22 protein-coding genes and 8 pseudogenes are annotated in these 24,287 nt (G+C 67.7%); 14 read left to right on the top strand and 16 right to left on the bottom strand.

What is annotated here, in order from left to right:
* Nucleotides 1-26: 26 nt before the first annotated feature.
* From OHT76_RS00300 to OHT76_RS44050, 4 genes and pseudogenes are all read right to left on the bottom strand, one after another.
* Nucleotides 27-563, bottom strand: coding sequence for a GNAT family N-acetyltransferase (locus OHT76_RS00300; RefSeq protein ID WP_328868673.1), 537 nt, complete (start codon nt 561-563; stop codon nt 27-29).
* Nucleotides 560-1,465: pseudogene (locus OHT76_RS00295) on the bottom strand (hypothetical protein). The gene OHT76_RS00300 and the pseudogene OHT76_RS00295 overlap by 4 nt, the downstream one beginning before the upstream one ends.
* A pseudogene (locus OHT76_RS00290) lies at nt 1,462-1,863 on the bottom strand (DUF6192 family protein); the annotation flags it as partial. The pseudogenes OHT76_RS00290 and OHT76_RS00295, both read right to left, overlap by 4 nt.
* Before the next feature lie 98 nt (nt 1,864-1,961).
* Nucleotides 1,962-2,186: pseudogene (locus OHT76_RS44050) on the bottom strand (DUF6192 family protein); the annotation flags it as partial.
* A 702-nt stretch (nt 2,187-2,888) separates the two neighbouring features.
* Here OHT76_RS44050 and OHT76_RS00280 point away from each other — a divergent pair.
* On the top strand, nt 2,889-3,140 hold the full coding sequence (locus tag OHT76_RS00280; RefSeq protein WP_328868670.1) for a hypothetical protein: 252 nt from the start codon (nt 2,889-2,891) through the stop codon (nt 3,138-3,140).
* 428 nt (nt 3,141-3,568) lie between these two features.
* Nucleotides 3,569-5,191, top strand: coding sequence for an IS1182 family transposase (locus OHT76_RS00275; protein WP_328868669.1), 1,623 nt, complete (start codon nt 3,569-3,571; stop codon nt 5,189-5,191).
* A 22-nt stretch (nt 5,192-5,213) separates the two neighbouring features.
* Here OHT76_RS00275 and OHT76_RS00270 read toward each other — a convergent pair whose 3' ends face one another.
* Nucleotides 5,214-5,474 carry a hypothetical protein gene (locus tag OHT76_RS00270; protein ID WP_328868668.1) on the bottom strand — a complete coding sequence of 87 codons (261 nt, stop codon included), beginning with the start codon at nt 5,472-5,474 and terminating at the stop codon, nt 5,214-5,216.
* A gap of 125 nt (nt 5,475-5,599) precedes the next feature.
* On the opposite strand from OHT76_RS00270, the gene OHT76_RS00265 reads away from it, so the two are divergent.
* The 3 genes and pseudogenes from OHT76_RS00265 to OHT76_RS00255 all read left to right on the top strand — a co-directional run.
* The gene (locus OHT76_RS00265) at nt 5,600-6,304 is read left to right on the top strand and encodes a hypothetical protein (RefSeq protein WP_328868667.1); all 705 of its coding nucleotides are present in this window, start codon (nt 5,600-5,602) and stop codon (nt 6,302-6,304) included.
* 1,374 nt (nt 6,305-7,678) lie between these two features.
* Nucleotides 7,679-7,793: pseudogene (locus OHT76_RS00260) on the top strand (IS5/IS1182 family transposase); the annotation flags it as partial.
* Nucleotides 7,794-8,181: 388 nt separating this feature from the next.
* Nucleotides 8,182-8,655 (top strand): annotated as a pseudogene (locus OHT76_RS00255) (NUDIX domain-containing protein); the annotation flags it as partial.
* A 438-nt stretch (nt 8,656-9,093) separates the two neighbouring features.
* Here the strand turns inward: OHT76_RS00255 and OHT76_RS00250 are convergent.
* The 4 genes from OHT76_RS00250 to OHT76_RS00235 all read right to left on the bottom strand — a co-directional run bounded on the left by OHT76_RS00250 (nt 9,094) and on the right by OHT76_RS00235 (nt 11,979).
* Nucleotides 9,094-9,735 (bottom strand): immune inhibitor A domain-containing protein, encoded by a 642-nt coding sequence (locus OHT76_RS00250; RefSeq protein ID WP_328868666.1) that lies wholly within the window; start codon nt 9,733-9,735, stop codon nt 9,094-9,096.
* Between the two features lie 16 nt (nt 9,736-9,751).
* On the bottom strand, nt 9,752-10,225 hold the full coding sequence (locus tag OHT76_RS00245) for a hypothetical protein (protein WP_328868665.1): 474 nt from the start codon (nt 10,223-10,225) through the stop codon (nt 9,752-9,754).
* A gap of 63 nt (nt 10,226-10,288) precedes the next feature.
* Nucleotides 10,289-11,185, bottom strand: a complete 897-nt coding sequence (locus OHT76_RS00240; RefSeq protein WP_328868664.1) for a hypothetical protein — start codon at nt 11,183-11,185, stop codon at nt 10,289-10,291.
* Entirely contained in the window at nt 11,161-11,979 is an 819-nt protein-coding gene (locus tag OHT76_RS00235; protein ID WP_328868663.1) for a hypothetical protein, read from the bottom strand. Before OHT76_RS00235 ends, OHT76_RS00240 begins: the two co-directional genes overlap by 25 nt.
* 92 nt (nt 11,980-12,071) lie before the next feature.
* On the opposite strand from OHT76_RS00235, the gene OHT76_RS00230 reads away from it, so the two are divergent.
* A complete protein-coding gene (locus OHT76_RS00230) occupies nt 12,072-12,302 on the top strand; it encodes a hypothetical protein (RefSeq protein WP_328868662.1) in 231 nt (76 codons plus the stop codon).
* Nucleotides 12,303-12,364: 62 nt separating this feature from the next.
* A complete protein-coding gene (locus tag OHT76_RS00225) occupies nt 12,365-12,856 on the top strand; it encodes a GNAT family N-acetyltransferase (RefSeq protein ID WP_328868661.1) in 492 nt (163 codons plus the stop codon).
* Between the two features lie 267 nt (nt 12,857-13,123).
* Here OHT76_RS00225 and OHT76_RS00220 read toward each other — a convergent pair whose 3' ends face one another.
* Nucleotides 13,124-14,173, bottom strand: coding sequence for an aldo/keto reductase (locus tag OHT76_RS00220; protein WP_328868660.1), 1,050 nt, complete (start codon nt 14,171-14,173; stop codon nt 13,124-13,126).
* A gap of 106 nt (nt 14,174-14,279) precedes the next feature.
* Between OHT76_RS00220 and OHT76_RS00215 the strand changes: the two genes are divergently transcribed.
* On the top strand, nt 14,280-14,909 hold the full coding sequence (locus tag OHT76_RS00215; protein ID WP_328868659.1) for a TetR/AcrR family transcriptional regulator: 630 nt from the start codon (nt 14,280-14,282) through the stop codon (nt 14,907-14,909).
* 31 nt (nt 14,910-14,940) lie between these two features.
* Here the strand turns inward: OHT76_RS00215 and OHT76_RS00210 are convergent, their stop codons facing one another.
* Nucleotides 14,941-15,231, bottom strand: a complete 291-nt coding sequence (locus OHT76_RS00210) for a hypothetical protein (RefSeq protein WP_328868658.1) — start codon at nt 15,229-15,231, stop codon at nt 14,941-14,943.
* On the opposite strand from OHT76_RS00210, the pseudogene OHT76_RS00205 reads away from it, so the two are divergent.
* The 3 pseudogenes from OHT76_RS00205 to OHT76_RS00195 all read left to right on the top strand — a co-directional run.
* A pseudogene (locus tag OHT76_RS00205) lies at nt 15,129-15,488 on the top strand (transposase domain-containing protein); the annotation flags it as partial. The gene OHT76_RS00210 and the pseudogene OHT76_RS00205 sit on opposite strands and share 103 nt — an antisense overlap.
* 165 nt (nt 15,489-15,653) lie before the next feature.
* Nucleotides 15,654-15,761: pseudogene (locus tag OHT76_RS00200) on the top strand (transposase); the annotation flags it as partial.
* Between the two features lie 4 nt (nt 15,762-15,765).
* Nucleotides 15,766-16,011 (top strand): annotated as a pseudogene (locus OHT76_RS00195) (ATP-binding protein); the annotation flags it as partial.
* 45 nt (nt 16,012-16,056) lie between these two features.
* On the opposite strand, the gene OHT76_RS00190 reads toward OHT76_RS00195, so the two are convergent.
* The gene (locus tag OHT76_RS00190) at nt 16,057-16,554 is read right to left on the bottom strand and encodes a hypothetical protein (protein ID WP_328868657.1); all 498 of its coding nucleotides are present in this window, start codon (nt 16,552-16,554) and stop codon (nt 16,057-16,059) included.
* Between the two features lie 417 nt (nt 16,555-16,971).
* The gene (locus tag OHT76_RS00185; RefSeq protein ID WP_215211100.1) at nt 16,972-17,145 is read right to left on the bottom strand and encodes a hypothetical protein; all 174 of its coding nucleotides are present in this window, start codon (nt 17,143-17,145) and stop codon (nt 16,972-16,974) included.
* 183 nt (nt 17,146-17,328) lie between these two features.
* Here OHT76_RS00185 and OHT76_RS00180 point away from each other — a divergent pair, with 183 nt between their 5' ends.
* Nucleotides 17,329-19,461, top strand: coding sequence for a hypothetical protein (locus tag OHT76_RS00180; RefSeq protein WP_328868656.1), 2,133 nt, complete (start codon nt 17,329-17,331; stop codon nt 19,459-19,461).
* Nucleotides 19,462-19,703: 242 nt separating this feature from the next.
* Here the strand turns inward: OHT76_RS00180 and OHT76_RS00175 are convergent, their stop codons facing one another.
* Nucleotides 19,704-20,087: a YybH family protein gene (locus tag OHT76_RS00175; RefSeq protein WP_328868655.1), complete on the bottom strand. Its 384-nt coding sequence runs from the start codon at nt 20,085-20,087 to the stop codon at nt 19,704-19,706.
* Nucleotides 20,088-20,359: 272 nt separating this feature from the next.
* Here OHT76_RS00175 and OHT76_RS00170 point away from each other — a divergent pair, with 272 nt between their 5' ends.
* On the top strand, nt 20,360-21,442 hold the full coding sequence (locus tag OHT76_RS00170; RefSeq protein ID WP_328868654.1) for an IS110 family transposase: 1,083 nt from the start codon (nt 20,360-20,362) through the stop codon (nt 21,440-21,442).
* 310 nt (nt 21,443-21,752) lie between these two features.
* On the opposite strand, the gene OHT76_RS00165 is transcribed toward OHT76_RS00170, so the two are convergent.
* Both OHT76_RS00165 and OHT76_RS00160 read right to left on the bottom strand, forming a co-directional pair.
* Nucleotides 21,753-21,941 carry a hypothetical protein gene (locus OHT76_RS00165; RefSeq protein ID WP_328868653.1) on the bottom strand — a complete coding sequence of 63 codons (189 nt, stop codon included), beginning with the start codon at nt 21,939-21,941 and terminating at the stop codon, nt 21,753-21,755.
* A gap of 10 nt (nt 21,942-21,951) precedes the next feature.
* Complete coding sequence (locus OHT76_RS00160) at nt 21,952-22,098, bottom strand: hypothetical protein (protein WP_328868652.1); 147 nt, start codon at nt 22,096-22,098, stop codon at nt 21,952-21,954.
* A 707-nt stretch (nt 22,099-22,805) separates the two neighbouring features.
* Between OHT76_RS00160 and OHT76_RS00155 the strand changes: the two genes are divergently transcribed.
* Nucleotides 22,806-24,239 carry a hypothetical protein gene (locus OHT76_RS00155; RefSeq protein ID WP_328868651.1) on the top strand — a complete coding sequence of 478 codons (1,434 nt, stop codon included), beginning with the start codon at nt 22,806-22,808 and terminating at the stop codon, nt 24,237-24,239.
* Nucleotides 24,240-24,287 lie beyond the last annotated feature (48 nt).

Below are 24,287 nucleotides of genomic sequence, written 5' to 3'. Positions count from 1 at the left end.
CTATGCCGGTTCGGGGGAGGGGTTCCTCAGGTGGGGCGGATCATGACGGTGAGGGTGGGGGAGGCGGGGGATGGCTGGCTGCGGCCGATGTCCTCGTACCCCCACGATGTGTAGAGGGCGTGGACTTTTCCGTTGCCGGCGGCGGGGTTGACCATGAGCGTGACGTGGGGTTCGTTGCGTGTGGCGAGGAGGGTGTCGTGGATGCGGCGGGCGGTGCCGGTCTTTCGCCAGGCCGGCCGCACGCCGATCTCTTTCAAAGCCACGGCCGATCGCTCGGTGTACTTCTCGGCTGGTGTGGGGGTGGTGCGCTGCCAGTAGCGGTCGCCGTGTTCGATGGTGTTGGCGTAGGCGTAGCCGACGGGTTGTCCGTCCGCGTACGCGAGGACGGCTGTGAAGCCCGGCTCGGCAGCGTGCCGGTCGAGGCGTTCGCCGAATGCGGTGATGGCGTAGTTGGGCAGGTGGAGGAGGGGGGCGCGGACGTCGGCGTACACGTCGAGGAGGTCGCCGCGGACGGTGTTGAGGGTGGTGTGGGTGCGCAGTTCGATGGCGGGCGCCGTGGTCATGCGGCCATCCTCCAGGTGGCGGTGTGCTCGGTCCAGGTCTGGAGGGTGGTGGTGCCGGGTGCGGTGGCGCGCAGCGCGGCCCCGAATTCCTGCAGCATGCGGGTGACTCTGGCGTGTTGGGTGGCGGCGTCGGCGGGGACCTTCATCGCGGTGGCCGTGGCGGCTTCCGGGGCGCCCTGGGCGAGTTGGGCGTGGGCGAGCCGGGGTCGTGGTGATGGCCCGGGATCTGACCATGTGGGGGCGCAGAGCGGACAGGCAGCGGTGGGCGTGGTACTCGGCGGTCGGGTAGTCGCCGAGGGCCAGGTGTGCTGACAGGGCCAGAGAGTCCAGCTCGGCCTGGTCGTAGAAAGCGAGCATCCACACCGGCCGGTAATCGGCCGGGTCGGCGCGCAGCATGGCCTCCTGCGCCTGCTCGAACGCACGGCGAGTTCCGGTGCGGTCCTGCGCCGCGCCGTGGATGGCGCCGTGGCGGGCCAGGCCCAGGGAGGCGAACAAGGGGTCACGGCGGGTGAGGTGCAGGGTGCGGGCGACGTCGTTGGCGGCGAACGCGTCGGCGGGGCGGCCCATGTGCCGGTACATGGTGCCCGCGTGACTCCAGATGCGGAACTTGATCGCCTGATCGCCGGACATCTCGGCGAGGGTCTGGGCCTCGCGCATGTGTGCTTTGGCGTCGTCGTAGCGGCGGCCGTCGATGGCGGCCCACATCGCTGAGGAGCGGAAGGCGGCTGCGGAGGCGTACAGGCTGCTGCGTCGCGCTGGGTGGCGCTGCCGGCGTTCTGGCTCAGCTCGCAGGCGCCCATCAGGCGTTTGAGAGGCAGCCCTGAAGGGGCTGCCTCCATCAGCGCGATGCGGATGAGTTCCGCGTGACGCTCCGCGGCCGGGGAGCGTTTGCGCACCTTCACTCACCCCGCAGGATGCGGGCGAGTTCCTCGTCCATGTCGACCTCGCCCGTGGAGGCCGCGGTCTCCATTCGGTCCAGCGTCGCGCGGGCCCGTGCGATGTTGGACATCAGCACCTCGCGCTCGTCACCCGACCAACTGCGGTCACGCATCTTCGGCACCGCCTTGGACGCTTCGCGTACGAACCGGTGAAACGCCCCGAGCAGATCGACGAACTCCTCGGTCCGCTCGATCCTCCGGACCGCCGGTCCGGCCGGCGACTCGCGACGGAAGGCCTCAGCCTGCTGGCGGGACCGGTCGACCTGCGCACGGTTGACGCTGCGCCGGGCCGTGTCATCGGCAGCGACCCGCGAGGCGACCTCGGGACGCCGCAGCACGTCGGAGGCCACCTGCGCCGCGGTGACATTGTCCTTACTGTCTCAGCGCGGTGCTCGGGCTTCTGGGCCTCGGTGACCGCCTGCCGGGTGGCGGTGTCGTCCATCAGCCGGGCGGTGACCGCCGGACGGCGCAGGACATCGCGCGTCACCGCGACGGCCACGTCCTCGTCGACGGCCAGGTCCTGGATGCGCTCCACCTTCTCCTGCACCGTCCCTGGCCGGTCCGGGCACCGGCCGACATGCTTCTTGGCCAGGTTCGACGTCCAGCGCCGCAGCCCGGTCACGTCGTTGACCGGCGGCTGGTCGATCGCCTCGAACCGCTCTGCATCGTCCTGGACCGACGCCAGGATCGAGTGGACCTTGTGCGAGACGCCCTCACGGCGCTGGCCGGACGGCCAACGGTGGGACGTGAACCGGTAGTTGAGGACCGTTGGCGCCTGCCCCGCGAGGACCGTCTGGCCAACCCGAGGGCGTGCATGTGAGAGGGGTGACCTGCATTGGGCTGCGCCGGCTGGCTGAGATAGGGGAAGCCGCAGAGGAGGGGTACGGTGGCCGAGGTGACGTTCAGTCCCGTGGTCACCGGCCGGCCCAGGACGAGGCGGAACATCTCCTCGGCGACGTTCTCGAAGAGGCTCCGGCCGTTGAACTCACTGTCGGTGAAACGGGCTGCGGTGCGGGGCAGGGGCGATCGGCCCCTCTCGTCCGGGGCGGTGGACTACTGGGCGGCGCGCGGGAGCGGCGCGATCTTCTTCACGGGGGCGCTCGCCGCTGTGTTTTCGGGGCACGCCGCATCCCGGCTGTCCTGGCGGGCGGATGACCTGGCGCATCGGCGGGTGCCGCGGATATACGGGCCGGGCACGGCCCGCGGGCCGGCGTTGGCAGGCCTTTCAGCTACGCGGACACGCGGTGAATCCCAATAGCTCCCGGCGGCGAAATGAACCGGTCGTCACAGAGACACGCGCAGGTGGCGACCAGCAATCGCAGGCATTGACAAGAGAATGAGTCACTATAGGTGGGAACCTTCCTCGAACAAGCCAGGAGGCCCATATATGCCCGAACCTCAACGCCTAATCGTCATCGCGGACGCCGATGGCTCAGTCATTGCCGCAACCTCCGCTGCTCCCGTCGAGAACGGTGAAGTCTCCACCACGCTTGCCCCACTAGAAGGCCAGACTATGCACGAGGTTGAGGTGCCGGCCATGCTGAGCCGTTCATCGGGTGAGGAGAGCCAGGTTCTGCTAGACGTGCTCGGATACCGTTTGACGGCCGATCGCACCACACTTGTCAAGAAGGGCGGCTGAATCGTGGCCTGGCGGGATGGAGCGGTCTATGCAATCCAGCGTGGAAAGTCGATCGCAGTCCACCTGACGGTTAGGGGCGGTGAGGACGTGGGTCCCCAGTGGATTACGGGTCATCCCAACCAGCCGGGCGGCGTCGTGTCGACGGACGGGCACGCCATCCATTTCGGCGAGGCGCCGGGGCCCCGCGCTGTGTGGACGTATTGGGTGCGTGTGAATAACACCGGCAATGACGTAGTCGCCTTCCAACTCAGGGGTGGCGGGCTTACCTAAACGTCGCTTAGACCCAATGCCGTGACTCTGTTGGTGATCTTGACGGGGTGGTGACGGCGGACGCTGGTGGTGGTTGGCTGGTCGGAGGCGGGGCGGCCTCGGTTTTGGGGCGGTGGACGGTGTCGATACGTCCGGCAAGTTTCCAGCGGATTCCTCCGATGACGGTCCGCACGGCGTGGGCGGCGTGTCCGAAGGGGACGCCGGTGATGCTGATGAGGGACCGGCTGGATGTGGTGTTCGCCGACGAGGACTTCACTCATCTGTATCCGTCCGACGGCCGACCGGGCTTCTCGCCGGGGCAGTTGGCGCTGGTGTCGGTGCTGCAGTTCGCGGAGAATCTCTCGGACCGGGCGGCGGCGGATGCGGTGCGCACGAGGATCGACTGGAAGTACGGACTTGGCCTTGAACTGGACGATCCGGGCTTCGACCACTCGGTACTCAGTGAGTTCCGGGCCCGGCTGGCCGAGGGCAGCCGGGCGGATCAGCTGCTGGAGTTGATGCTGGACCGCTTGGTGGCGGCCGGGCTGCTCAAGGGGCGGGGCCGGCAGCGTACTGATGCCACTCATGTCCTGGCGGCGGTGCGGCGGTTGAGCCGGCTGGAGCTGGCGGGTGAGAGCGTGCGGGCTGCCCTGGAGGAGATTGCCGAGGCCGATCCGGACTGGCTGGTGCCGCTGATCGAACCGGAGTGGGCCAAGCGGTACGGCCGGAAGGTCGAGATCGGGAAAGTTTCGGGCGGCAAGGTAGCGGTGCGCGAGCGTGCCGAGGAGTTCGGCCGGGACGGGCAGAAACTCCTCACCGCGGTCTGGGCGGCCGACGCCCCAGACCGTCTGCGGATGCTGCGCCAGGTGGAGATCCTGCGGCGGGTCTGGGCCCATCAGTACTACTGGGATCGTGAGGGGCAATTGCGCTGGCGGGAGGGCACGGCTCTGCCACCGGCCTCGCTGCGGTTCGACTCCCCGTATGACACGGACGCGCACTACTGCGTCAAACGCGATGTCCAGTGGAGCGGATACCGGGTTCATGTCACCGAGTCATGTGATCAGGATCTGCCGCACCTGGTGACGCATGTGGCCACCACCATTGCTCCCGTCCAGGACGGGCAGTTGACCGAGAAGATCCACGACGACCTTGCCACCCGTCGCCTGGCTCCGGCCGAGCACGTCGTGGACACCGCTTACCTCTCACCCGCGCAGATCGAGCGGGCTCAGCGCGTGCACGGCATCACGCTGCTCGGCCCGGTTCTTGCGGACAACAGCCGCCAGGCCAAAGCGGATTCGGGCTTCGACAAGACGGCCTTCGCCATCGACTGGGGCAACGAGCAGGCGATCTGCCCGCGAGGTGCGACGAGTGTGTCCTGGACCGAGCTGCATATCTCCGGCCACACCTATCTTCAGGCCCGGTTCGCCGAGAGGGACTGCACGCCCTGCCCAGACCGTGCCCGGTGCACCTCCTCGGCCACAGGCTCCCGCTCCATCGCAGTCCTGCCGCAGGCACTGCACGAGATCCAGATACGCAATCGGCTCGACCAACAGACCGAACTGTGGCAACGCCGGTACGCGATCCGCGCCGGAATCGAGTCCACCCTCTCTGAGAACGTACGAGCTCACGGCCTGCGCAGAAGCCGCTATCGAGGTCTGACTCGCACTCACGTGCAGCACGTCTTGACCGCCATGGCCTGTAACCTCAGCCGCCTCGCCAACTGGCACGACACCACCTCATCGACCCGCCGCGCATCTCGCCTTCAGACTCTCTGCACCGCAGCAGGATTCACGATCATCTGACCACTAAAGATCACCAACAGAGTCACGGCATTGGGGCTAGGGCTTCTCGTACGTCCTTGCACGCAGCATGGATCAACGCGTCGTCGGTGGGCGGCTCTTGGCCCTTGGCGTAACGGTCAGAGCCGTAGCCCTGGGGGTAGGCGACGCGGTCGCTGTTGATGGCGGGGTCGGCGGCGAGCTTGCGGCCGATGGTGAGCCAGTCGACGCCGGCGAGCTTCAGGTCGATCGCGTCGGCGCGGCGCTTGGCGATAGCGGCACGCTGCGCCTTGGTAGGGCGGGCCACGGACGGGGACCTCCGGTACGCCCCCGCGCCCTGTTCATGATCTCTCAGTCCGAGATGCGCTCCGCTCCTCGCGATTCGATCGATCTGGCTCTTTGATCACGATTCAGGCGATAGAGTCCCTCGCTATGACAGGTCCGGCGATGCCCTACTGGGGCGAGGGAGAGGACTCCCGTGATCTGTCCAAGACGCGCGCAGATGTGCGGGCGTTTTATGAGGTGATGCGTGACACCCCGAATCCCTACCCCGCCGTCGCGCCATGGGAGGCCCGTGCGGTGCTGGCGAAGGCGTTCACGGAGCCTGACCCCCCAGACATTATCTACTTGGCCTGCCACGGTGTATTGGAAGATCGATACTCCGCGCAGGATGAGGCCGTACTTTCTGTCCAGGCGAAGGGACAGGTGACCCCGGCGGAACTACTCAGCTGGACCCTGCGCCTTGACGAAGCGAAGACCACTCTCGCCGAAGCCCCCGAGCTGTGGTCTGCCGCTGGCCTCGCACGGCAGTTGCTCTCTTCATCGGAAGAGGAAACTGGACTGCCGGCGATCACGACGCCGCTCAGTGGCTCAACAGGCCTTTGGGGGTACGGCCCACTGCCGACACTGGCGGCACTGGCCCAAGCCGCTGAGACAGTCCAGCAGTTGTGGCATGTAGCCGTCGCCCTCCTCGACAAGATCCTCAATCCGCCCAGCATCGAGCCGGGCTCGCCTGCTCCATGGCTTGACTCGTCCCCATGCGGAGTGATCAAGCTCGCTTCCCCTCGGGTTCCTCGGGCGCCTCAAGGGCCTGCCGTTTCGACGGCTTCACCCAGTCCGTACGTGCTCGCGGCCTGACCTCTCTCGGCGGACGCGATGCGCGCCCCCGAAAAGCGAGGTTCTTCAGGTGGTTGGGTTCAAGGTCCAGGCAGATTCGATCGCTGTGTCAGGAGAGGTGCCGTTCTGGCTCCTTCTCCTCCTCCTGATCGCCGTCAGTGTTCCACTGACGGTCGGGTGGATCGTTGCGGCGCGGCACCTTCGTGATGGGTCACGGAGGCTCCTGCACGAACTTCGCGTATGGGCGCGGGATTGGCTCATGCGCATTCTGACCGAGCGGGATGACCGCTCCCAGTAATGGTTCGCTGTACGCACGAGGGGCCGTGCCGGTAGGCGCGGCCCCTTTTCGTTATGGTCACCTGGTCAGGCGAGCGGGAGTTGTCCTGCGACGGGCCCAGTGCCAAGGCCCCTGGGCCGGGGAGCTGGGATGCTCGGCACTCCCCGCAGCGCGTGGAGGTAGTGGGCGAACTGCCAGTTCCGGCAGCTGGCGTACTCCCGTTCCTGGGCGCCTCCCGAGCCCTGGGCTGGCTCACCGCCGCCATGCTCATCACCATTATGCTGCTGATGGGAATCGGCCTCCCGAAGGACTCCCCGAAGCAGGAAGCGACCGGCACTGTGCCGCCCGGCGGTGGCAAGGTCACCTTCGAGATCGACAAGGCTGACCCCCAAAAACCCCACCGGGAACAGGTTCACCAACGAGCGCTTCGAAAAGGCACTGAACGTCACGCTCAACTCGGTGGTGTTCCGCTCCTACGCCAGGACTACAACCACCGGCACATACATCGAGATGGCCTCCCGCGTGACCGAGCCCCTCCTTCTAGGCCTCGCCGTCCTGGCCGTCGAACCGCGTCAAACGCTGACCCAGGGCTTCCACGGACAACGGCCGACAGAACGCCGCAGCCACTGGGCACCGAAGCAACCAGTACGCCCGGAAGCCCGGCACTCAAGCCACAGCCCTGCTCGGCCCACCAGTGACGTGGGCGGGCCCGTGATAGGGATCCTTGAATTTCCCCACCCCTCGCTAAGGGGGTGGACAGACCTGCTCGCCCAACTTCCCCACCTCCCGCCACGCTGACAGGGGCAGACTGTCAGGTGCGGTCATCGTGCTGATCTCCTTCGGGCTTCGACACCTCGAAGATCAGCCGGTGGCCGTTCAACTATGCGGGCATCATCCCAACGCCGGAGCAAACCCCCGGATCAGGTCGAACCCGTACACCATCTCCATGGACGCAACCCCTCGGCCGCGGATCGCTCAATCCTAAATCGAGGCTCGTAGAGCCGTCTCTAACCTGATTGGTGGCGGCATGAGTTGGTGGTGGGCTGGGTGCACGAAGAGGTGAAGCCCCTGGTAGATGGATTGCCGACCAAGATTGACCTGTCCGCTTGGAGCTTCGTGTGCTTGTGTACCCATCGGGGATCGATCTGTCCAGCTCGGCCCTGCGGTTCCTGTCCCGTTCACTGGCCGCCCGGCGCCCGGCGCCTGGAGCTCGGTACGCGGTGGCGCCGGCTTCGAGCGGCGTACGTGGTGGAGCGCCCAGGGCCTGTCGAGTCCGCGTTCGAGGGCCTCCAGGCACGCACGGTCCCTGGGCCGGGGGACGTCGAGAACTCCAGGAGGGTCTTGCGGCCGTAGAGCTCGGCGTTCGGGTTGAGGCTCATCGCCGTGTACTCCAGGCGCAGGGCCCGTCCGGCGATGACCGGGTGCGCGCATCCGGTCCAGGTGCGCGGCCATGGCGCCCATCGAGATCGGGAAGCGGCAAGTTATTGAGAATCGAGACAGGGTCGTGGCCTTTCGTTCGGTGGGATGAGGGTGGTTCGAGGGGCCGTTGACTGGGTGACCGTCCGGGCATTTCGGGTGGGTGTCGGTGGGTTCTGCGATCGTGTGCGTCGTGGATGAACTCGTGGAACGTGTCGATGCTCAGGACCGTGTGCTGGGGGTTGTCGGTCGGTGGGAGGCCGTTCGGGAGGGCTGGTTGCACCGGGTTGGCGTGGTGGTGTGCCGTGATGGGCAAGGGCGCTTTCTCGTCCATCGGCGTGCCGAGCAGTTGTCCCGTTTCCCAGGTCATTACGAACTCGGGGTCGGGGGCGCTGCGGGAGTCGGCGAGTCTTATGAGCAGGCGGCTGCCCGCGAGCTCGGTGAGGAGCTGGGAGTGCGGGCGGCGGTGTGCCTTCGGTTCAAGTTCCTCAACCGGGGCGGGCTCAGCCCTCACTGGCTGGGGGTGTGCGATGCCGTGCTTCGGGAGGTTGTCGCCCCCGATCCGGGTGAGGTGGCCTGGCACGGGTGGCTGGCCGAGTCTGAGCTGCGGCGGGCTCTGCTGGAGTGGGCTTTTACTCCTGATAGCCAGGAGATTTTCGATCGGTATCTCGCTTGGCGTGCTGGCCTGGCGCCTTCGCAGGAACGGTGTTGCGGAAACGCCGTAGCCGAACGGAAGTTGGGCCCCGGGGGGCCCGTTGCGTTGTTCATGGGTCGAAGCAGTGGGCGGTGTGCGCTTCGAGCGTCCCCGTTTCGCGCTCTGCCCCGCGATCTCGGGTCCGCGTCACCGTTTGGAGTGACCTGGACGGGTGCCATGTTGACGGTCGCCTCGGGCTGACCGTCCCGGTACCGGCCCGCCCGTGATCATTGAGCGGCTGCCGGACCCGTCACCGCGGCCTGCCCCACGGCCGCCGCAGGAAGCGCACCTTGTTCCAGGGCACCGCGCGCTCGATCTGGGACTGGTCCAGCCCCGGTCCCCTCAGCCAGCACCTCCGCGCTGATCCCGTTACGAGGACCGGCGTCCGCCATTCCAACTGAGGGCGGCCCTCAAAATCACGCACTAAATCGCCACAACACTTGAGCCGACGTTGTCGGCGAAGCGCGTCATGAGTCGCTGCGGGACGTTGGCCGAGTTGTTGTCCATGACCGTACCCGTGTTAACCGGATTCCTGGTCGGACAATTGCTGTCGGTGTATTCATCCGGATGTCCCAGCATGTGGCCGAACTCATGAGCCGCGACGCCACCGGTGTCCGCCGTGTCCCATGTCGTCACATTGCTGCGTGCCGGGCCTGTCTGCACGCGAACCGTGTGATGGGGGCTCGCGGTTACCCATTGCACCTCGAACTCCAGTGGGCATGCTCCCTCTCCTGTCCGGCCGAGCGCCCAGCGGTTGCCCCACGTGGTCTCGATCCCGTTCTCCCACGTCGTGCGCAGTCCGTTCATCGTGGCGGCCGTGATGCCAGCGTCCGGGTTCAGCTGGATGCGGACGCGGATGGAGGACCAAGTCTGCTCGAACGCCGCGGTCGAGCTGTAGATGCACTCGGACAGCGCGAAAGTGAACTCACGCCGGGCTAGGGTCACTAGCCTGTTTCGCAAGGAGACTGTTCCTGCTGCGGCGCCACCGAGGATCGTCGACCGCGTGTTGATGTGTCCGGTGACTCCCAGATAGTGCCGTGCTATTCCTCTGGTGCTGAGGGCCATGGCTCCCACTTCCCAATCACTCGTGCAACAGTCGCTGCGTCAGACGTGAGAAGTCGTTCACGGCCTCAGCTGTCTCCGGCGGGAGTAGCTGTTGCTGTGTCTCGCGTTCGTTCTGATCGGCCAGGTAAAAGAGGGTGGCCTCATGCTCGTCCACCTTGATGGTGACCGCTCCCACCAGAGAATCGGGAAGGAACCTGGCCTGCGAGCGGGGGACGAGGTTGCTGGCTCCTTCTCCCAGTCTCCGGAAGAGATCGCGCGTCTGCGCGCTGTCGAGGGACGCGGTGCTCGCCTCGGACGCCCGAGCATCGTTCGACCTGGCACGGGCGAGGCCCGTGGCGGAGACGGTCACTTCCTCGCTGACACGATGCTCACCGGGCATACCACCGGCCACCCGGTGCTCGATCTCTATCCCATCGGTCTCACCTCGGGACGTACGCTCCACGAACTCGCGAACGACCTCTTCCTCCGTTGGCTCAGCCATGAGTCCCAACCCCTGGAGATTGCGTGGTAATTTGGCGTGCCCTGTCGGGCCGGGCTGCGTGCGGCAGCCGCGTCAGCCGAGGCCAACAAGGGTGAGCACCAGCCCGGTTCCCGTGGCCAGTGGCGTGAGCGCCTTGCCCAGTACCGCCCCAAAAGCGGACTCACGGTCCGTTGCCGCCATCGCGTGTCCTTGCACAGACGACGTCGTGAGCAGATCTCCCACGCGGATCGGCCGAGGCGATGCTTCTGCCCGACACCACACCTTGCCAACGACGGCCACGGTCCGCCGCTGCGCCGCCCCGTTGCCCTGAGCCTCTCTGCGGTCGAGGACCAGCGCGGGCACCCGGTCACCCGCCCCGGACACCACACCCGCCACCGTGGTGTCGTACGTGCGCTCGCACGGCGCCAGCGCACCTTCGTCGTCGAGCACTACGACCGTGCCGGGCTCGATCCCAACCGCATCGTCCACACGTTCGGCGACATCGAACTGCTCCGCCACGTCCGCGCCGGGCAGAATCAAATCGCCAGTGACCACCACGTCCCCTTCAAAGCGGCCGGCCGGGTTGCCTCGCCCAAAGATTCCGGGGCCCGTGCCTGAGAGATGGAAGCCAGCGACTGCTGCCTTTCCGGGGCCGTTGGCGTGGCCTTTCACTCCATCCCCGCCATCCTTGCCCTCTCCGAGCACGCCGGACGACCCGGCGTCCGGCGGCGCCTGGGTCTCCCCATAGACACCGATCCATGTCTGGCCCACGCCTTGAACCCCGACGTTGCCCGTACCGTTGACCCCGGCCCCGCCTGTCGTACTCGTGCTGATTCCCGCGACGCCGTGCCAGGTAGCGCCATCTCCCCGAAGGCCAACCGCCGCGCCCTGGCCGAAGACAGCGATTGCGCTGCTCCCGTGGGCTATGCCATGGATGGCGCTTTCATCCGGCACAGCAGGATCGTTCACTTCATTCCGAAAAGTGGACATCTGTGAGCTCCTTGCGAGATCGAACCGATCCGGGACGCCACGCCTAGCAGTGGTGGTGGCCCAATAGCCAAGGTGCGTACAGTCGAGGAACGATGAGAGCCGCGCGGTGCCATCACGCGATGACAGCCCACCAGCCAACCACCAGAGACGTTCGGGATCATCTGGTGTTGCTCTTCCACATTGACATGGTCGCTGGTCGGATGCATGTCGATCTGGTTCTCCGCCAGTGCCTTGGTGCGGTCCGGCGGTGCCGGCCGCCGCTCGATGCCGATCGTCGGATCGCATGCGATCCAGCCCTGGCGCTGCCACCAGCCGATCGCCTTGCGCGCGATGGGCAGTTCCCGGTTGACGGTGTCGGCGTCCATCTCGTCCGCCCGAGCCGCCGCCAGCTCGGCCAGCACTTCCGGCAGCACCGGGTTGTCGATCGCAGCGACGGGGAAAACGGGCGACTTCGCGCCCCGGCGGTCCGGTCCGGTCGGCGCCGCCTCGCCGGCGAATATCCATACCCATGTCGTCAGTAGGGACTCCGCAGCAGTAAATCCGGCATTTACTGCGACACCATCCTGACGGGCCGTCGGAACTCTGGAAGTCAGTCCAACCTCGCTATGCGGGCCCGGACCGACGGCCGTAACCGCGAGGCCGTGCGCGTCAACCGGGCCGCCCTGGACGCCCGCCAGGCCCGCCATGACCCGCGTATCGCGGCCTTGCTCCACTCCCGGCTCGCGATCGGCCGTGCCCGTGCCGGCGACCATGGCGCGGCGGCTTGCTCGATCCTGGCCGCCGAACGTGCCCACGACCGGTTCGATGCCGCTTCTTCAGCCCCGCGTGGCTGCGTTTCCTCGATGCCGCCGGGATCTCCGGGCTCGCCGTCATCGCTCATCAGGCCATGGGCCGCCTTGCCGACGCCGGGCTGGCCATGGCGCGGGCCCTGTGGATGCTTCCGAAGTCGATGTGCCGCAGCCGCGCGTGCTACGCGGTCCGGCTGGCCGTGCTGCGGGTGGCCCAGGGAGACCTGCACTGCGCCGGAGGGACCGTCGTCCGGATCGGCACCAGCGCCTTCAGCAGTCGGCGGATCGCTGACCGACTTGCCACCGTCTACCGAGCCGTCGCCGTCTAGGAGGCTCCTTTCGTGCCCGTCATGGTCCGGCTCTTCACTGCCGGTCAGGTCCCTGAGTCCGCGTGACTGTGCTGGTGGTGTGTGCCGGGGTGTACGCCGACGTCATCAAGGACGACCCCTTCGCCGGCGTCGACCGGTTGGCGGGCGGTCTCGACTGCTGGTGTGTCCGGCCGGGTTGGGGTTGCGTCGTCGGCTACGGCGGCGGCTTGGCCGTCGGCTGCGCCTGTGGCGGCGTTGTTCCGCCGGGCGCTGGCTGGTGGGGTGGGCTGCTCACCGGGGTCGGCGGGGGCCTGGTCAGGGAGTCCGGTACTCGTACCTGTGCTGTGTCCGGGCTGTTGGTGCGCGTCCTGTGGCGCAAGAGGGGCGTCTTTCGCCGGCTGCATGACGCGGTGCTGGCCGAGCGCTCCGAGGGACGCGCCACGGTTCTTGTCCGCCGGTCGCACCTCAAGGTCGATGCGCTGTACGGGAGTTGGGGATGGCGGGCGATCGGTGACCTGCGCCCGAGGATCGGGCACGTCCCGCTCATGCACGCGATGCTTGTTGACCTCCGCTAGCGCTGACCGGCCGGCCGGGGGTGTCACAGAGTCCGGCTGCAGACGTTCTTCCAGGGGTGCCCCGCTGGCGGCCTCGCGTATGCGGCTGTCGCGTGTTCCTCTCGGTATGAGTCCCTGGTGGCCTTCTGTGGTCGTGCCGGCAAGTGGGCGGGCAGGGGGAGAGGCTGTGACCGCGGCTGTCCGGGCCCCGGGGAGGTGTTGGGCGAGGCAGCCCCCGGTCCGGGCCCGGGGCGCGCGGCTGTGCGGTTCAGTTGCGTGGCGCCGGTGTCATGCAGCAGGCGGTGCGATGACTGGTGGGTTGAGGCGGGCGAAGCCTTCCTGGCGCTGGTAGGGGAAGTACGGGTAGGGCGCTGTCTTGCCGCTTGCCGTATCGAGTTTTGCGATCTGGTCGGGTGTGAGTGTCCAGCCGGTGGCGCCGAGGTTGTGGCGGAGTTGGTTTTCGTCGCGGGCGCCGATGATGACGGAGGAGACGGTGGGTCGCTGGAGCAGCCAGTTGATGGCGGTCTGGGGGATGCTTTTGCCGGTTTCCTGTGCGATTTCGTCGAGGGTGTCGATGACGGTGTAGAGGTGTTCGTTCTCGACGGGCGGGCCGTAGTCTGCGGTGTGGTGGAGTCGGCTGTTGGCTGGTAGTGGCTGGCCGCGGCGGATTTTGCCGGTGAGCCGGCCCCAGCCGAGGGGGCTCCAGACGAGGGCTCCGAGGCCCTGGTCGAGCCCGAGGGGCATCAGCTCCCATTCGTAGTCGCGGCCGATGAGGGAGTAGTAGACCTGGTGTGCGACATAGCGGGGGTGGCCGTATCTGTCGGCGCTGGCGAGGGACTTCATTGCCTGCCAGCCGGAGAAGTTGGAGATGCCGAGGTAGCGGACCTTTCCTGCTCGTACGAGATCGTCGAGTGTGGACAGGACTTCCTCGATCGGGGTGCCGGCGTCGAAGGCGTGCAGCTGGAACAGGTCGATGTAGTCGGTGCCGAGGCGGCGCAGGGCGTCGTCGCATGCGGTGATCAGGCGTGAACGGGAGGAGCCGGCATCGCCTGGGCCGTCGCCCATGGGCAGGCTGGTCTTGGTGGATACGATCACCTGGTCCCTGCGGCCTTTGATCGCTTGGCCCAGTACCTCCTCGGAGGCTCCGCTGGAGTAGACGTCGGCGGTGTCGAACATGGTGATCCCGGCGTCGAGGCAGATGTCCACGAGGCGGCGTGCTTGGTGTGCATCGGTGTTGCCCCAGGCGCCGAAGAGCGGTCCTTGGCCGCCGAAGGTGCCGGTGCCGAAGCTCAGTGCGGGGACCTTGAGGCCGGATGCGCCCAGCCGCCTGTATTCCATGGCTGTTCCTCTTTCGTCGCCCGCACCTGACTAATGGGCTTGGGGTTCCGTTAGTGTGTTTGTCAACGTAGCAGGTGCGTGTGATTAACGAAACTGGAGTCCCGTTATGGGGTTTGAGGGTGCGGATCCAGGGACCGTCCGTCCTGGTGGGCGCACGGCGCGGGTGCGGGCGTCGGTGCTTAAGGCGGCTGGGGACGCCCTGGCGGAGCATGGCTTTGCCCATCTGGACCTCGCCGACATCGCGCGCCGGGCCGAGGTGGGCAAGACCACCGTCTACCGCCGCTGGGGAACGGTGACCGGCCTGGTGGCCGATGTGCTGGTGGACATGGCCGAGCAGTCACTGCCGCGTACCGAGACCGGCTCACTGCTCGGTGATCTCAAGGCCAACGCCCGGCTCGTGCAGCGCACCCTGGCCGACCCGCGGCAAGGAGCCCTGTTCAAGGCAGTGATCGCCGCTGCCACCTGCGAGGCGAAGACGGCCGAGGCCCTGCACCGCTTCTACGACATCCGCGTCAAGGAGTGGGCACCCTGCGTCCAGCAGGCCATCGACCGGGGCGAGGTGCCCGAGGGCACCGATGTCCACGAGGTGATCCGTGCTGTCTCCGCCCCCCTCTACTACCGCCTGCTGACCAGCAGCGACCGCCTCGACGAAGCCGCCGCAGACCAGGCCGCCGAGGCCGCCGTGGCTGCAGCGCGTGCGGGAGCGTACCTGCGGGGCGACGAAGGCCGTGCGTGACCGGCTTCCCGTATCCGTCGCTGAGCGCGGGTCACCGTGCGTGATCCCCGGGGGCATCACGTTTCCAGGTTCCTCCGGCCTCTTCGGCGGGCCGGGTGGTGTGGTCGTCGTTGTAGCCGAGTATCCGGGCGATCACTGGGGCCGGGGCCTGGAGGACGAGTTGGCGGATCGCCGCTGTGCGTCCCGGCCGGGTCGGGAAGCTCAGTTGGCGGAGCCGAGGTGCCATGGCTTCCGGAGTCATGGGCTGTCCGGCCCGGCGGCCGGGGAAGAGCCATCGGGCATCGGGGTTGGTCGCGGTCTGGGTGTTGGGTCGCTGCCCCACCCACACCTCCTGACCGCGCCGGGCGGTACCGCGGGGAGCGGGGGTCCGAGGGCCGGCGAAGGCCAATTCAGTTGCTTTTGAGCTGGCTGGGCCGTTGGCCAGCTCATGGAGGGGTGGGGGCCGGGGTGCCGGTGTTCACGCCGAAGCTGGTGGACGCGGCTGTCGCCAAGCACGGGCGGGGCGAGCCACGGCGCCGCCTGCTCCCGGCCCGCATGGTCGTGTACTTCGTGCTCGCGCTGTGCCTGTTCGCCCGGGAGTCGTACGAGGATTGGAAGGATGCCGCCCAAGAAGCACGCTCTCGACTGTTGCCACCCCGGTCGGGGCCGGGACTGGCCCCGAGCGATCAAGAAGCCGATGCGGTGGCCGATCCTGAGAACTCGGAGCGGCCGCAGCAAGGTCGAGCCGGGTCGGTGGGCCAACAGCCCGACCGCCTGGCGTCCTTCGCCGGCCTCTCACCAGTGCCGCGGGACTCCGGCCGCGTCAGCGGCAACATGCGCCGCCCGCGCCGGTACCACCGCGGCCTGCTTCGGGCCGCCGCTGGAACGGGCCGAAGCGAACCTGGTGTTCCAGGTGATCTCCAAGGGCTATGAAAAGGGCTCGATCATCCTGACGTCGAACAAGACCTTCAGCGAACGGGGGCAGGTGTTCGGAGATGAAGTCCTGGCCACGGCCATCCTCGACCGGCTCCTGCACCACTGCGACGTCGTCTCCATCAACGGCCCCAGCTGCCGGCTGAAGAACCGGCTCGCAGCCATCGAACACGACACCAACGTGGCCTGATCACACGCAATTTCCCCCGTCACCCGTCGTCATCCCGCCGGCTTCCTAGCAGGGCTGGCGGGGAGGCAGAACCGCTCGGGAACGCCAATAATCCGCGTCGCGAGGGTCGGCCAACCATCCGATCAGACGCTCAGCGCCTGTTTGGAAGGCGCGGGGCAGTGAGGTCTCCCCACCGACAACAAGCGTGAGGGCGTCGACGTCATGGCCGGCGTGATCGGTGTCGCACCAGCAGGCCACGTTCACCGCTGCGTCGACCGCGAGCTGGCCCAGGTCTGTCCACACCACCTGAAGCAGGAACTCCAGCTGATCGCCCCTGTCCGCATGCTCAATGACATCCAGGCCGAGGATGATGGGCGTCCACGGCTGAGGGCCGGGGAAGGCCACATGATCCAGTGCCCACTCCCACTCCGCCTTGTCTTCGCCGGCGCGAGCCGCATCAACGCCACGGGCCGCATGCTTCAGGGATTCCGCGTCAGCAGGTGAAAGGCGGGGGAAGAGCGTGGTCAACGGGATGTCATCGCAGGCACCTCTGACCATGGCCATGAGCCGATCATCTATTTGCTCCGGCCCAAACGGCAAGGAGCCCCCCTGACTCAAGGTTTCTCACCACGAGACCGACGTCTTGGCAGCCACCAAGCTGAGCACGTTCATCCGTACCTACCTGATCACTTCAACGAGTACGCCGACAGACCCGGCAGCGGGCCTACGGGCGTCGTTAACGAACGTGTCACGAGCCGCACAAATGCCGTTGATCATTTGTCGCTTTCGGCGGCGTTGACCTGGGCTGTCCGGCAGTATGCGTGTTCGTGGGGCGACTGTCGGTGGGGATGCGTGAGCTAGTTGAGCACTGGACGGTGCTCGATGACGAGGTGGAGCTCGTGGCGGTCAAGCGGGGTGCGACGAGGCTCGCCACCACCGCCCCACCTGGAGGGGGCGCCCGGTGACGGGGCTGATGGGCAGTCACCTACGGCTGCCGCGTACGGCCCGGATCACTTCGGCGACAGCCTTCAGCACTGTGGCGCGGTCACGCGAGGCGGTGCCCTTCACCACGACGATGACGATCAGCACAGCCGCGGCAGCGGCGACTAGCGCGACGGCGACGGGCACCAGGGTGGCCCAGGCGGCGATGTTCATGGCATTCCCTCCCTTCGTGCAGCCACCGGATGGGCCGCACGAGGAACATCACAGCCGACCGCCCCGCAGCGCTGAAGCCTTACCGGACCGGGCGGATACCAGCATCAAAGGCCCAGTTCACAGGGGTGTTGAGCCGACCGCCGGACGGATCCGACAGATCCGCGGGACCGGGGAGGGTGTGCGGTGATCGAGAGCACGGATCTGAGTACCGAACGAGAGATCTTGCGTTCGGAGCTGCGCAAGCTGGAGGCCAGCGCGCTTCAGGGCCGGGACCGCACGGACGCCATCGCCGAAGCCGGCCGTCGGCTCCAGCAGGCCCTCTCACCCACTACCGTCGGCGGCTGGTTCGAAAGGGGCACCCCGGCCAAGGACTTCAAGACCCTGTGGACCCTGGTCGAGGTCCTGCTGGAATGGTCCGGGGTACCTCGACCCGACACCCTCACCGGGCCGGACCGCGCCAAAGCGACAGGGCAGTGGGTGAGCACGAAGGAACTGTGGAAGAGGCGGTGGGAACAGGCCAGGGCGCCTCAGTCCGTCGCCGCCTTGCCACCTGGTTTCCGGGCGGAAGGCCGCTACGTCGGCCGACCGATTGCCGAGTTCGACGATCGGCTCGTTCTGAACGACCTGGAGGTGCACCCAGCCCTCGACGGCGGCGCTGCAGTCGGCAGGATCAGCGCGTTACCGGCCTACGTCAGACGTGAGTTCGACACTCGGCTGGGCTCGCTTGTGGCCGCCGCCGCGAATGGGCAGAGCGGCATCGCAGTACTGGTCGGCGGGTCTTCCACGGGTAAGACCCGGGCCTGCTGGGAAGCGGTCAAGAACCTGCCGGACGGATGGCGGTTGTGGCATCCGATCGAGCCCGATCAGCCGACAGCCGTGATCAGGAACCTGGACCTGGTGGCGCCGCGGACCGTGGTGTGGCTCAACGATGCCCAGCACTACCTTCTTGACCGTGACCACAGTGCGCAGGTCGCCTCCGGCCTCCGCGAGCTGCTGAACGACCCCGCACGCGGCCCGGTGCTGATCCTGGGCACTACCTGGCCCGAGCACTGGGACACGCTCACCGATGTCCCCAGGACTGGGCCCGTACCACCGGACCCGTACGTGCAGGCCCGCCAGCTGGTCACGAACAAGAGCATGGCCGTCCCAGAGGCCTTCAGCGTTGAGGAACTCACGACTGCACAGGCCGCCGCCACTGACCCTCGTCTGGCCGAAGCTCTTCAGCACGCGGAGCAGGGGCAGGTCACCCAGTATCTGGCCGGCGTCCCCGCCCTGATCGAGCGCTACAACAACGCATCCCCAGGTGCCAAGGCGTTGATCGAGGCCGCGATGGACGTGCGCAGCCTTGGTCACGGCCTCGCCCTGCCCCTGGCTCTGCTGGAGGCCGCCGCCGAGGGCTATCTCACCGACACGCAGTGGGACCTGCTGGAGGACGACTGGCTCGAACGGGCCCTCGCCTATGTTGTCTGCCCGGTGCGTGGCACCCGCGGCCCGCTGACCCGTATCCGGCCACGACGCGGCCAACCCACCTTCGCGCAACCCCACTACCGTCTCGCCGACTACCTCGAACAACACGGCCGGCATAGCGGCACCGTTCCTCCGGCTCCCGGAGCCCGCGACGCTCTCGTCGTTCCAGTTCCGGCTCACACGTGGGACGCCCTGATTGACCACGGCACTCCGGCGGGCCATGCATCACTCGCCCGCGCGGCCCACGCCCGTGGTCTTCTCCGCATCGCCATGCGCCTGCACCGGGGCGCCGTCGAGGCCGGCGACACCCGTGCTCTGAGACCGACGGCCGACATCCTGCGAATGGCCGACCGGGAGGAAGAAGCGGTCGCGTGGTACCAGCGCGGCGCCGAAGCCGGTGACCTTCTCTCTCTGGGATGGGCAGTCCTGCTGCTGACCAGACGCGGTATGACAGACGAGGCCTTGACATGCCATCAGCTTGCTTCCGAGGCGAGCGATTCCGCCCCCTTGGGGATGAACGCTCTGCTGGAGAAGATGCAGCAGATTGAGGACGCCGATGCCTGGGTCCAACGCAACGTCGTCGACGGCGCGAGGGTCACCACGCAGTGGGCTCCCCTAATGCTGAGGGACGACTACGCCTGGCTGCTGCAGAGGCCCACACGGATAGCCGAGGCCCTGGAGCGACTGAGAACCCATGCTGAAGCTGGTAACACTGGCTCCCTGACCCTGGCCACCGATCTGCTGCACGCGGCCGGGCGCGTGGACGAGGCGAGAAGGCTGAGACGGTACGGGTGGGAGCCGAATGGATGGATCGCCGAGCCGTGGGAGGCCCCGCTGCCAGGTGATTGAACGGTCGCTACGGTAACGCGTCAGCTATGCACGTCGCTGGAAGATCGGGCCCGCTCCAGAACGCGGTACACCGTCGCCCTCGACACACAGACAACTCGGCGGGGTCGGCGATGGAGTGCTCGCCGGTGGCGTGCTGCTCGACCAGATGGGCCTGCTGGCGGCCCGTCAGCTTGGGCTGCCCCGCCTGGCCCGCACCAAAGCGATCAAGACCAACGGGACGACATAGCCGACCGCCTGAGGGATCAGGAGCTCAGATGCTCATGCAGCATCTTCCACCCGCCATCCTGCCGCACGATGAGGTTGGTGCCCCGCCCCTGGCCAGACCGCAAGGCACCATCGACGACGCCGGTCCAGGCAAACCGATAACGGCACACCGCGACATCGGTTGTGAGTACAGGCCACTCCAGATCCCGGACTTCATACACCTCGTCGAGGATCTTCGCGAACGTCTTCTCGATCGCGGACCGGATCTCCCCGATGCCCCGATACGAGCCGTCCGAGAACCAGTACGTGGCGTCCTCGGCAATGAACGGCACGACGCGCTCGATGTCATGGCTGTTGTTGGCCAACTCGTACTCGCCCATGAACAACGCGAGTTCAGACTCCAAGGATGTTCGATCCGTCACGACGGCCATCATGCCGAAACCCGCGCATGACCATCATCACGGTCCACACCGTGCCGCCCCGGTGGTCCCAAGGCAATCCGCCCTCCGGTGCCCGCCACACGCCGCCTGATCTTCGCCATTCGCCCACGAACTGGGTCCAGTTGGAGTCGCCCCGATGGGGCCGCTGAACGCCGCCCTAGACCGTATGGAGAACCGGCGCCTCGCTCGCAAGTTGGCGCGGGTTGCCGCCACTCTGAGTGGCGGTAGAGCCGCAATTGCGGGAGGTGCCGGTCATGTTCGAGCGTACGTATGCCGGGCTGGATGTTCACGCCCGTTCCGTCGTCGGGGCCGCGATCGATGGAGTATCCGGGGAGATCCGGTCGCTGCGGCTGGCGCCGGAAACGGACGCGGTGGTGGCCTGGGCGGCGTCGCTGCCGGGTCCGGTGGCGGCAGCGTATGAGGCCGGGCCGACCGGGTTCGGCCTGGCCAGGGCGTTGCTGGCGGCGGGCGTGCGGTGCGTGGTGGTCGCACCGTCGAAGGTCGAACGGCCGCCGGGTGACCGGGTCAAGACCGACCGGAGGGATGCCGAGCGGCTGGCGAGGCTGCTGCGGATCGGGGAACTCCCGGCCGTGCGGGTGCCCACCGAGGCGGAGGAAGCCGCGCGGGATCTTGTGCGGGCCCGCGAGGACGTGCGCGGAGATCTGATGCGGGCCCGCCACCGGCTCTCCAAGTTACTGCTGCGCCACGGCCTGGTGTGGCAGGGCTCGGCCTGGACGCAGGAGCACGAGTGCTGGCTGCGCTCGCTCTCCTTCGACCGGCTCGGCGTGCAGCTGGCTTTCGACGAAGCCTTCGACGCCGTGCTGAACACGCATGCCCGCCGCGGGCGGCTGGACGGGGCCATCGAGCAGATGGCCGCCGTCTCGCCGTTTGCGCCGGTGGTGGGGCGGCTGGGGTGCCTGCGCGGCGTCAGCACACTGACCGCCTTCGGTCTGGCCGTCGAGGTCGGCGACTGGCACCGGTTCACCGGCGCCACCATCGGCTCCTATCTGGGACTGGTGCCCTCGGAAGCCTCCAGCGGCCAGCGCCGGGCGCAGGGCCCGATCACCAAGACCGGCAACAGCCACGCCCGCCGGCTGCTGGTGGAGGCGTCCTGGCACCACCGCAAGCGGTACCGTCTGGGCCGCGAGCTGATGCGCCGCCAGGCCGGTCAGCCGCCCGCCGTCCGGGACCGGGCCGAGCGCGGCAACCGGCGCCTTAACCAGCGGTGGAAGCGATTCGACGCCCGCGACAAGCGGCCCACCATCGCCGCCGTGGCCGTCGCCCGCGAACTGGCCGGATGGTGCTGGAGCCTGGCCGTGATGGACGAGCCGTCCTGACCCCATCCGGCCTGCAAGCCGCCGGTGGGAGACCGGCGCTGGACGGGCAGCGCGAGGAGGACCCGCGGCACAGCTATGAGCAGCCCCGCCGGAGATCGGTGCGGCCACGCTCGACCCTAGACCCGCGGAACACTCCCGACGCACAACCGGTCATGCGGTACCCAACCCGCGCATATCAGTCTGACCGCGCGTCGAGCCGACACGCCTCACTACACGCCCTCTCCCACCGGCCCAACAACACGAAGACCAGGCCCGGCACCTGAATGTCGAGCCGGACACCGCACGTCCCTTGACACCCAGGCCCTCCATATCAGCTGTGCTGTTCGGGCACGTTGGTGACAGCAGGGTGGTCTTGCATGGGTGAGGGCCTTCTGGGTTCGGTGGGGATTGCGACATCTACCGCCCCCGTCTCGGGGACGAGGCCGGCGACGATCGTGAGGGTGACGATGCCCACCATGGCGGTGCGGGCTCGGCTGTGGATGGTGTGGCGTTTGGTCATGGCCTGCTCGTTAGTCCCCCAGGTTTTCTGGCGGCGTGGTCGCTGTTACCGCTGCGGGCAGCCGGCCGTTCAGGATGTCCTGGCGTGGCAGTGACAGCCCGGAGTGCTGCTGCAGGGCGGTCAGGGTCGCACGCAGCGAGTCGAACTCCTCGCTCACGTCGTCATCGAGGAGTCCGGCTTCTTCGAACGCCGGGAGCAGGAACGCTATGCCCTTGTCCGGGGTGGTTTTGTACGCGAGTAGCGGCGTCGTTTTGACATGTCATTGGGAGTCGCACGCTCGCGCGGATAGGCGGTGTTCACGAGTACGGGAGGCACGCGTTGGGAGGCGTAGAAAGCGGTGAGGCCCCCGCATGGACTTGGGGCCTCTGAGATTCTGTGCCAGGGTGCATGACGCTGCCAGGGGCAGCCACGCACGCAAGCCCGGCCGGGCGCGTAGTCACCCGCTGGGCCTCAGTCACGAAATCCGGCACAGCCCCGGACATCGGCCTGGGACACACCCAGCGGCCCGCGCCTCGGGATGTGAGGCAAACGCGCCGCCGCCGTTTCGCTAGGGAGCGGCGTGCTGGAAGGGGTCGGAGCGGGGCGCCCGGGAGATGCGCCGCTCCGGCAACGCCCTAACGCCGCATCCCGACCCGAGCTCTTCAGGATCGGGTGTTCCACTTCTTAAGTGGCCTCCCAGTGAGCACCCGCCCACTGCTGTGCGCGCGTACCCCCACTTCCGGGTGTCACGCCTCGCTCAAACGGGCCTGCCGGGAAGCAGACGGCAGGAGACCGTGGTCGGTTGGTCTCCAGCGGCCCACGTCCAGGACCTGCGCCAGGGCGGACCGGGCCGGTAGTGGGACGTGCCCGGTGGGGTGCCTCCTGGTGCAGAAGGAGAAGGCCCTGATGTCCTTGCAGAACGTCCGAGCGACGGATCCGCCCGCTGGCGTCCGGCGATCGCATCCGGGATGGTTTCTGGCTGCGGCCGGGCTGGCAGCCACGGTTGCAATGGTGCTCCCGGCCCCGCTCGCCCACGCCGACACGGTAGACGTGAAGTGCTCGGTCCCGGACCTCGTCGCGGCGGTGAACACGGCCAATAGCTCACCGGGCCCCGACACCCTCCGCCTGACCCGCAAGTGCACCTACTGGCTGGCTACCCCCAACCCCGCCAACTCGTCCAACGGCCTGCCGGCCATCACCAGCGGCATCACCATCGAAGGCAATGGCGCGACGATCGCGCGCGCCCGGTCCGCCCCCGATTTTCGCATCCTCTTCGTGGACGACACCGGCATCCTGAAGCTCAACAAGACCACCATCAGCGGTGGCGCGGCACCGGACTGCCCGAACTTCCCGGGCGGCGGGGCCTGTGGTGGTGGCATTTCCAGCCTCGGCACGCTGATGGTGAGGCATAGCCGAGTGGTCAACAACACCGCCGAGTCCAGCGTATTCGCCGAGGGCGGCGGCATCGAAAGCGGAAACGCCGCCGGGGTCGGCGCAGCGACCTTGGCAGACACAGAGATCAGCAAAAACACCGCCGTCTACAACGGTGACGTCCAGAGCTCTGCCGCAGGCGGCGGAGTCCTCAACAACGGGCCCCTAACGGTGGAAAGGACCCGCTTCACCAACAACGCCGTCCGCGTCACCAAGAACACCGACAGTCTCGCTCTCGGCGCCATCGCCTTCTTCGCCCCGGCGACGATCAGGGACAGCCTCATCAGCGGCAACCACTCCACCGCCCCGGGAGGCACCGCGCGCGGCGCTCTGAACAATTCCGCCACGGTGACCGTGACAGGCACCGTCATCCGCAACAACACCGCCAGCGCCCCGGGAGGCACCGCCAACGGCGGCGCAGCCGGGAACGGAGGCACGCTGACCTTGACACGCACCCGCGTCATCGGCAACCACGCCACCGCTCCCAATGGCGGCACCGTCACGGGCGGCGCGATCAGTCTCGGCCCCGAGGGCGATCTCACTCTGAACAACAGCACAGTGCGCGGCAACACCGCCAGCGCTCCGGGCGGCACAGCCCGGGGCGGCGGCATCAGCAACGATCTCGGCGGCACCGTGACGACCGAGCGATCGCAGATCAGCGCCAACACCGCCAAGGCTCCGGATGGCGGCACCGCCCGGGGCGGGGGCATCTTCAACGCCGTCGGATCGACGACCCTGAACCACAGCTCCGTCACCGACAACCATGCCGACGACGGAGGCGGCATCTTCGAGGAGTCCGGCACCGTCACGCTGAATGACACCGAGGTCAAACGCAACCACCCGAACAACTGCGCCCCACCGAACAGCGTCCCCGCCTGCGTCGGCTGAGCCAGCCCCTCTGCAGGGCCCGCACCACGCTCGGTGCGGGTCCGCCCC

It is taken from the genome of Streptomyces sp. NBC_00287 (assembly GCF_036173105.1).
GTDB lineage: Bacteria > Actinomycetota > Actinomycetes > Streptomycetales > Streptomycetaceae > Streptomyces.
Note: the sequence above shows the minus strand (reverse complement) of the source record. Positions and strands in the feature narration are given on the sequence as shown.

Coding starts and splice junctions, on each gene's coding strand:
- OHT76_RS00230 (WP_328868662.1), top strand. CDS start 12,072: ATGGGCCGCCTTGCCGACGCCGGGCTGGCCATGGCGCGGGCCCTGTGG.
- OHT76_RS00170 (WP_328868654.1), top strand. CDS start 20,360: ATGTTCGAGCGTACGTATGCCGGGCTGGATGTTCACGCCCGTTCCGTC.
- OHT76_RS00265 (WP_328868667.1), top strand. CDS start 5,600: ATGACAGGTCCGGCGATGCCCTACTGGGGCGAGGGAGAGGACTCCCGT.
- OHT76_RS00280 (WP_328868670.1), top strand. CDS start 2,889: ATGCCCGAACCTCAACGCCTAATCGTCATCGCGGACGCCGATGGCTCA.
- OHT76_RS00165 (WP_328868653.1), bottom strand. CDS start 21,941: ATGACCAAACGCCACACCATCCACAGCCGAGCCCGCACCGCCATGGTG.
- OHT76_RS00185 (WP_215211100.1), bottom strand. CDS start 17,145: ATGAACATCGCCGCCTGGGCCACCCTGGTGCCCGTCGCCGTCGCGCTA.
- OHT76_RS00190 (WP_328868657.1), bottom strand. CDS start 16,554: ATGGCCATGGTCAGAGGTGCCTGCGATGACATCCCGTTGACCACGCTC.
- OHT76_RS00240 (WP_328868664.1), bottom strand. CDS start 11,185: ATGTCCACTTTTCGGAATGAAGTGAACGATCCTGCTGTGCCGGATGAA.
- OHT76_RS00250 (WP_328868666.1), bottom strand. CDS start 9,735: ATGGCCCTCAGCACCAGAGGAATAGCACGGCACTATCTGGGAGTCACC.
- OHT76_RS00275 (WP_328868669.1), top strand. CDS start 3,569: ATGACGGTCCGCACGGCGTGGGCGGCGTGTCCGAAGGGGACGCCGGTG.
- OHT76_RS00215 (WP_328868659.1), top strand. CDS start 14,280: ATGGGGTTTGAGGGTGCGGATCCAGGGACCGTCCGTCCTGGTGGGCGC.
- OHT76_RS00300 (WP_328868673.1), bottom strand. CDS start 563: ATGACCACGGCGCCCGCCATCGAACTGCGCACCCACACCACCCTCAAC.
- OHT76_RS00220 (WP_328868660.1), bottom strand. CDS start 14,173: ATGGAATACAGGCGGCTGGGCGCATCCGGCCTCAAGGTCCCCGCACTG.